Annotated in this window: 7 protein-coding genes; 4 read left to right on the forward strand and 3 right to left on the reverse strand. The window is 60.7% G+C overall.

What is annotated here, in order from left to right; genetic code table 11:
* Nucleotides 1-25: 25 nt before the first annotated feature.
* The 3 genes from AXW79_RS10995 to AXW79_RS11005 form a co-directional block, all read right to left on the reverse strand.
* Entirely contained in the window at nt 26-1,441 is a 1,416-nt protein-coding gene (locus AXW79_RS10995) for a transporter substrate-binding domain-containing diguanylate cyclase (protein ID WP_005316549.1), read from the reverse strand.
* Nucleotides 1,442-1,614: 173 nt separating this feature from the next.
* Nucleotides 1,615-3,000 carry an ATP-binding protein gene (locus AXW79_RS11000; protein ID WP_011899191.1) on the reverse strand — a complete coding sequence of 462 codons (1,386 nt, stop codon included), beginning with the start codon at nt 2,998-3,000 and terminating at the stop codon, nt 1,615-1,617.
* 10 nt (nt 3,001-3,010) lie between these two features.
* Nucleotides 3,011-3,733, reverse strand: coding sequence for a response regulator (locus AXW79_RS11005; protein WP_005316557.1), 723 nt, complete (start codon nt 3,731-3,733; stop codon nt 3,011-3,013).
* 193 nt (nt 3,734-3,926) lie between these two features.
* On the opposite strand from AXW79_RS11005, the gene AXW79_RS11010 reads away from it, so the two are divergent.
* The 4 genes from AXW79_RS11010 to AXW79_RS11025 form a co-directional block, all read left to right on the forward strand.
* Nucleotides 3,927-4,112 carry a hypothetical protein gene (locus tag AXW79_RS11010; RefSeq protein ID WP_005316559.1) on the forward strand — a complete coding sequence of 62 codons (186 nt, stop codon included), beginning with the start codon at nt 3,927-3,929 and terminating at the stop codon, nt 4,110-4,112.
* Nucleotides 4,113-4,198: 86 nt separating this feature from the next.
* Nucleotides 4,199-4,525 (forward strand): hypothetical protein, encoded by a 327-nt coding sequence (locus AXW79_RS11015; protein ID WP_005316562.1) that lies wholly within the window; start codon nt 4,199-4,201, stop codon nt 4,523-4,525.
* A gap of 375 nt (nt 4,526-4,900) precedes the next feature.
* Complete coding sequence (locus AXW79_RS11020) at nt 4,901-5,251, forward strand: hypothetical protein (RefSeq protein WP_005316566.1); 351 nt, start codon at nt 4,901-4,903, stop codon at nt 5,249-5,251.
* Between the two features lie 226 nt (nt 5,252-5,477).
* A partial coding sequence (locus AXW79_RS11025; protein ID WP_063968074.1) for a methyl-accepting chemotaxis protein occupies nt 5,478-7,316 on the forward strand: 1,839 nt, incomplete at its 3' end.

Genomic DNA, 7,316 nt, shown 5'->3' on the forward strand with positions numbered 1-7,316 from the left:
GCCGCCGCCCATCCCGGGCGGCGGCCTATTTCTCCCCTTTTTCCGCGTCCTCTTCTTCATAACAGGCTGCCTGCCAAGTATTGCGACCACGGGATTTTGAACCGTACATCAGCTTGTCTGCCTGCTGCAGCAAGCCAGTGCTCTCTGCCCTGACCCCTGATGGAACCCAGACGGCCCCCGTGCTGATGGAAAGCCCCAGCTCACCGGCACTGGTCTGCAACTTCTGAGCACTCACCTCCCGTCCGATCCGGCTTGCCCAGCCTTGCAACGCCGCCATATCTGCCATCGGCAAGCTGATACAAAACTCCTCTCCCCCGATCCGGGCAAACAGCGCATCGCTTGGCAAGACGGCCTCCACCCGCTCGGCCAGGGCGGCGATCACCTCATCCCCGACGCCATGGCCAAAGTGATCATTGATGCCCTTGAAACGGTCGATGTCGAACAGCAGCAGGGCCGAAGCCTGACCGCTTGCCAGCCGCTCGGCCAAGAGCGGCAAGAAGGCGCGCCGGTTCAGGATCCCCGTCATGGAGTCTGTGTTGGCGAGGCTCTCCAGCCGGGCATTGGCCCGGACCAGCTCGGCGGTACTGCTCGCCACAGCGCGCCTCAGCTGCACTATGTAAACCAGCAATACAGCCCCTGCCGCCGCCGATAGCCAGAACCAGAAGTGGATTGGATAGACGGTCTCTATATGCATCCATTTGCGGGTAATACGCTCCCTGTCCGCCTCGCCCATGCGAGAAAATCCCTGCTCCAGCTCCTGCAACAGGGCCTGATTGCCCTTGGCGACGGCAAAACGCACCTCATCGCTGTAGAGATGGCGTACGGGAATGAAGCGGGTGGGATCTTTCGAGGTGTAGATATAAAAATTGGCCATCTGCAGATCGGCGATGAAGGCATCCAGCTTTCCGCTCAAAGCGGCACTCAGCATGGCATCGTTATCGTCAAAGGCTTGCAGGCGCGTGTTGGGAAAGTGCTTGCGGGCGTAATACTCCTCATAACCGCCCACTACCACCCCCACACTCTCGTGCAACAGGTAGTAATTCACATCTGTGCCGCGCAGAGAATTGGAAAAAAACAGCTGGGCATCCAGCCGGGAGAGCGCCCGACCATAGTCATAGAGCGGATTGCGCTCCTGTGACCAGAGCAGGCCACCATGGACATCGGCCTTGCCGGTGCGCACCAGCTCCAGCGAGGTCTGCCAGTCCACCAGCTTGAACTGGACCGGCCGCCCAGTGACCCGCTCGAACTCCCGCCAGTAGTCGATCAACAGGCCATCCGGCTGCCCCTTGTCATTGATGTAGGAGAAGGGCTGCCAGGCCTTGGAGTTGGCCACTATCAGGGGTTTGACCGCGGGGGTAGCCCAGACGGGCAGCAAGAGTGCAAGGAGCAGCAAACCTGCGCCCCAGCTGACCCGCCAACCTGCCCCAGAAGAGACCGCCATTCCTGAACCCACCTTGTTATTGGACATCTATGCGGCCATTTATTATCACTAGCTTCATCATAGAAGAGCAAGCATGACCCAGTATGAAATTGGCGTTATTTCAGTCTGATAGCAGCAAAATAAACCAAGGAGGGCGCCACCTGGGCGCCCTCCTCATACAGCCTCGATAACAGCTACAGGGGCAGGCTAATCCTGGCTTCCAGCCCACCCTGCTCCCGGTTGTGCAGGGTGAGTTCGCCCCCATGCTGATGTACCAGAGTGCGAGCGATGGATAGCCCCAGCCCAACGCTACCGGATTCGATATTGCGCGCCTCATCGAGCCGCACGAACGGCTTGAACACATCTTCCAGCCGTTCAGGATCTATGCCAGGCCCCTGATCGCAGACCCGGATCAACAGCTCACTCTCGGTGCGCTCCAGCGATACCTCGGCACTGCCGGCGTACTTGATGGCATTGCCGATGAGGTTTTGCAGCACCCGCCGCAAAGTATTGGCGCGGCAGGCATAAACCTGCTTTCCCTCCACGAGACAAGTCACCGGCTGACCGGTATCGGCATAATCGTCACACAGACTCTCCAGCAGACTGACCAGATCCAGCTCCCTAGTCGCCTCCTGCTGCCCCTCTTCCCGGGCAAAGCTCAAGGTGGCCGCCAGCATCTGCTCCATCTGTTGCAGGGTCTGCTGAATGCGTTCCTTGTCCTCTCCCTCGGCCAGAAACTCGGTTCTTAGCCGCAAACTGGTGATGGGGGTGCGCAAGTCATGGGAGATGGCCGCCAGCATCCGGGTTCTGTCCTGCACGAAGCGGTCGAGCCGGGTATGCATGCGGTTGAACGCCTGGATGGATTCACGGATCTCGGTCGGCCCCTCTTCGTGGAGCGGCTCTATATCCTCGCCACGCCCCAGCCGGTCGGCGTTGGCAGCCAGCTGTTTGAGCGGCCGGGTCGCCCGGCGAAACAGCCAGATCATCAGGCCTATCACCATGCTAGCTACCAGCATCAGGTTGAAGGTGGTCTGCCAGGACCAGCTCGACGACTCCTTGTCCACCAGAGAGCTGAACTGCAGCCAGCCCCCGCGCGGCAACTGGATGGAGCCATACAGCCGCATGTCCTGCGGTGGCGGCATCCCCTTGCGATCCTTGAGCATGCGGGAGTGATGTTTCCAGGCGCGGCTACGCTGGGCATCCTGCTTCAGCTCGGCACTGATCTCCACCATCAGTGACGGCGGATAGCCCAGCCGTGAACGCACCTGCTGCTCGAAGCGGGGGCTGCGATTCTCCGGTTGCAGCGGCTCGTCAGAGAGGCGCAGCAGCAGGGTATCGCTGCGGCTCGCCTTGAGAATTTCGTCGTAGAGCGAGGGGGGGGACAGGGCCAGCAGACGCGCCACAGAGACGATGCGCTGCATGGCATTGCGGCTGTTGATGTAGCCGAGCGCCTCCTCCCGATCCGAGCGGTAGATCTGGATGCTGAGCAGCTGGATCAACACCAACCCGGCCAGCGCCACCAGTATGATCTGGCCGGTGAGCCCCTTGGGCCAGAGGCGGGAACACAATCGCTTGATCATGGCCACGAGGTCACACCTGGGTCACATCGGCGGCGAACAGGTAACCGCCCCCCCAGATGGTCTTGATAAGTTCGGGGTTCTTGGGATCCCGCTCCAGTTTTCGGCGCAGCCGGCTCACCAGGGTATCGATGGCCCGATCGAAGGCGACAGCCTCCCGGCCACGGGCCAGATCCAGCAGTTGATCCCGACTCAGCACCCGCTGGGGACGTTCCAGAAACACCCGCAACAGGTCGAATTCGGCGGTAGAGAGGCTCAGCCCCACGCCCTCTTCATCCACCAGCTCCCGCCGGTTGATGTCGAGCAGCCAGCGATCGAAGCGCAGATCCCGGGTCAGGGTCTCGGGGGCGGGCTGCGGCTCGACGTTGGTGCGACGCATCACCGCCTTGATGCGAGCCAGCAACTCCCGCGGGTTGAACGGTTTGGCGAGATAGTCATCGGCTCCCATCTCCAGTCCTATGATGCGGTCCGTCTCCTCCCCCATGGCGGTGAGCATTATGATGGGCATGCAGGATTTCGCCCTCAGCTCCCGGCACAGGGTCAGGCCATCCTCCCCCGGCATCATCAGGTCCAGCACCAGCAGATCGAACTCCCGCTCTTCCAGCAACCGCTTCATCTCCTTGCCATCCCGGGCACAGCTGACCCGCAGGCCATGCTGCTCCAGGAAGCGTTTCAGCAGATCGCGGATCTCGCTGTGATCGTCGACGACCAGAATGTGGGTGCTGCTTTGGTTCATGAGAGCCTCTCCTGTTAGAGCTGGCACGAGTATACGAAAATCTGTCGGGCGGTTTGTGTCAAAGTGTGCCAGATCAGCAAGATGCCACACTCTGCTACAAAAAAGCGGTCACTCGGCAAAGTTGAGACACAAGGCGAAGGTTTACTGGGGGCACACCAACTCGTCCATATTCGCTCATTGCGGGAGACAGGCCATGCTCGCCCTCACCACGCCCTTCATGCTGGCTTATGCCGCCAGTGAGGCCCTTGCCAGAGCGGCGGCCACAGCACACCAACCTGCAAAGACAGACCGCCTGAACCGGGAGCCCCCTTCGGATGGCGATGGCATCACGGCGGCCAGCCTCCCTGCGCCCGACGAGACACCCTTCCCTTCCCCATGATGCAGACTGCGCCCGGTTCGGGCGGCGCCTGACACCATGACACACAACGCCGGCATCCTTCGGCGAGCCACACCAAGGAGACAATGATGATTAAAAAGACCCTGACCCTGTTTGCACTGGCCGGACTGGCCCACATCGGCATGGCACAAGCGGCCATTCCGGCCGACGTCAGCGCAGCCCCCGGCCTGCTGTTCGTCAACTGGCACGATAACGCCAGCAGCAGCAGCGCCAACCCGACCCTGATGATCCGCAACGCCTCCGGCGATCTGCTCAAGCAGGTGCCCGCCGAGCTGAAAGGGATGCAGCAGGTCCGTCTGCCGATGAGAGCCCAGGGCAATCTCACCCTCAGCCTGGATGGTGAGAGCGACAGCTATCGCATACCTTACAGCGTTGGCAGCGGCCGCCAGCGCTGAACCAACCTATTCATCCTGTGGTTTTCTCACGATAATGAGGTTGCCTGACCGGTGACATAGAAATACCCCGCCAGAGACTGTATCCGGTGGGGTATTTTTATTGGCTCATACCGGCACTGAATATATTTCGTGCCCGCCACTATCACTTATTCCCCTGGCCCGATGAGCAGATAAATTTAACCGGGAGGCAGCCACTCTTCTATGGGTTTCCCCCTGTTTTCGCTGCCGTCTTCAGCAAGGTGAAATACAAGATCCCGATGTCACACTCTGCTACAAAATAGGCTTCAACTGGCAAAGTTCAGACACCGGTCTGGTGTTTACTTGAGGTCAAGGCGAGCAAGCCGAATCCGAACTCAATCCGCAAGGAGATATACCATGAAGACTCTGACCAAAACTCTGCTGACCGCCACCCTGATCCTTGGCCTGCCGCTCGGCGCCTATGCCGCCAGCGAAGCCGTTGCCACTACCCAGGCCGGCGCCATGACCAATTGCCCCATGGATGGCAGCGGCATGAAAGGTGGCAAGCACCACGGTGGCCGCCACGACAAAATGGCCCGCATGCAAAACATGACTCCGGAGCAGATCCAGGCCAACCTGCAACAACGTTATGACAGGATCGAAGACCCGGCCAAGAAAGCCGAATTCGTGAAGAACCTGAACCTGCGCGCCGACGGCATGACCAAGCACGCCGACGCGATGAAGCAGTTTGCCGAAGCGCACCAGTAAGCGCATCGCAATCAGCACAAGGGTGGCCTCGGCCACCCTTTCTTTTTTCCACTTTCCCGCGCACTGGCTCATGGCAGGGGGATCACCCCGTCGAGCCGTCATTTCCCTTATCTTCTGCTCCGGGTTCTGTGAGCGATAACAAACGTTTTATGTTCGAAATGGCTAATAATAGCGACTCAAACAACAAGGTCACGCAAGACAGTGCCAACAACAGACAGGAGTCGTTATGGGGTGGAGTCTGGGAACAATCAAGGGACGATATACAGCCGTCTTCGTGGGATTCATGGTGCTGGTGTGCGCCCTGACGGTCATCGGCATCCAGATCTGGATCAAGCCGGCGCTGCAAAAGGCCGGTGAACAGAATGTGACGCTGCTGGTCAGCGAGATCGCCACCGACATCCTCGATGAGCTCAACGGCGTACAGAGCCAGTCCCGCAGCATCACCCAGCTGGTCGCCCAGCTGCCAAGCGAGCAAATTGATGCCCTGCTGCCTGCGCTGATCGATCAATATGGCAATGCCATGGTGTTTGGCGGCGGCATCTGGCCGCTGCCGGATCAACGGGAAGCGGGCCGCGCCAAGTTCAGCACCTTCTTTCACAGGGATGCGGCCAACAAGCTGATCCCCAACACCTACTGGAACTCGGCCGAGGCCCCCAACTACTTCGAACAGCCCTGGCACAAGGCGGGGCAACAGGCTCCCCAGGGCATGTGCGTCTGGGCGGCGGCCTACAAGGACGGTGCCAGCCAGCAGCCGAGAACCAACTGCGCCATGGGGATCTATCGCAACGGCGCCCTGTTCGGGGTATCGACCATAGATGTGACCCTGGGTTTCTTCAACGATCTGGTGGCCAGGAAAGAGCAGGAGATCGGGGGCCAGGTGATGATCATCGAGGCTGACGGCAAGATCCTGAGCAAGAATGCCCGTCTGAACGGGGATGTTGTGCTGGGCAACCTCTCGGCTCACGCCGATTACCCCTTCGCTGGTGCCATCGCCAGCCTGATCGGCCAGAGCCGGGGTACAGGGCTGTTGCGCACCACTTTCCAGGATCAGGGGCAGGAACAGACATTGCTGCTGCAGGCCATAGAGGGGACCCCCTGGTTGCTGGCCACCGCCCTGCCAACCAGCACCCTGACCCAGGACAGCCAGGACGTGCTCACCACGCTGGCCGCAATTCAGCTGCCCCTGGTCGGACTACTGTTCGTGCTGATGCTGCTGGCCATCACTCAGCTCGGCAGCCGCTTGCAGACACTCAAACAGAATATCGACGCCCTCTCCACCGGCGATGCCGACCTGACCGCCCGCATCCAGGTGAAGGGGAATGACGAGCTGGATCATATCGCCCTGTCGGTGAACCGCTTCATCGCCTATTTGCAGCAGATGATGGTGCAGGTGACTGACGCCACCGACCTCATCACCCGCGAACTGGCACAGCTCGATCAGCAGACGGGTCAGGCAAGACGGATCCTGGGTGAACATGCCGCCGAAACGGATCAGGTGGTCACCGCCCTCACCGAGCTCAGCTCCACCGCCGACAGCGTGGCACAACACGCTAGCGACTCGGCCAGCTTCACCGAAGCCGCCAACGGCCAGGCAGCCAATTCACGCAAGGTAGTGGGATCGGCCTCCGCCAGCGTAGTAGCCCTGATCGACGACGTGGATCTCGCCGCCGCCAAGGTGCTGGAGATGCAGGAAGATGCCAAGCAGATTGGCAGCGTGCTCGGGGTGATAGGTGGCATCGCCGCCCAGACCAACTTGCTGGCGCTCAATGCCGCCATCGAAGCGGCGCGGGCCGGTGAGCAGGGCCGCGGTTTCGCTGTGGTGGCTGACGAAGTGCGTGCCCTGGCGGCTCGTACCCAGAAGAGCACCGCCGAGGTGGGCAGCATGCTGTCGCGCCTCACTCAGGGGGTGGCCGATGCCGTCGTCGCCATGGAGCAGACCAAACGCAGCTGTCAGGCCGCGGCAGATACCACTGGGCAGGTGACTGGGGGGCTCGACAGCATGGCCGACTCAGTGGTGCAGATCCACGATCTCAGCAGCCAGATCGCCACCGCCGCCGAGGAGCAG

It is taken from the genome of Aeromonas salmonicida subsp. salmonicida (assembly GCF_001643305.1).
GTDB classification, from domain to species: domain Bacteria; phylum Pseudomonadota; class Gammaproteobacteria; order Enterobacterales; family Aeromonadaceae; genus Aeromonas; species Aeromonas salmonicida.

Bases quoted from the DNA above. Each gene is read 5' to 3' on its own strand.
- AXW79_RS10995 (WP_005316549.1), bottom strand. From the start codon at position 1,441: ATGGCGGTCTCTTCTGGGGCAGGTTGGCGGGTCAGCTGGGGCGCAGGT.
- AXW79_RS11000 (WP_011899191.1), bottom strand. From the start codon at position 3,000: ATGATCAAGCGATTGTGTTCCCGCCTCTGGCCCAAGGGGCTCACCGGC.
- AXW79_RS11005 (WP_005316557.1), bottom strand. From the start codon at position 3,733: ATGAACCAAAGCAGCACCCACATTCTGGTCGTCGACGATCACAGCGAG.
- AXW79_RS11010 (WP_005316559.1), top strand. From the start codon at position 3,927: ATGCTCGCCCTCACCACGCCCTTCATGCTGGCTTATGCCGCCAGTGAG.
- AXW79_RS11015 (WP_005316562.1), top strand. From the start codon at position 4,199: ATGATTAAAAAGACCCTGACCCTGTTTGCACTGGCCGGACTGGCCCAC.
- AXW79_RS11020 (WP_005316566.1), top strand. From the start codon at position 4,901: ATGAAGACTCTGACCAAAACTCTGCTGACCGCCACCCTGATCCTTGGC.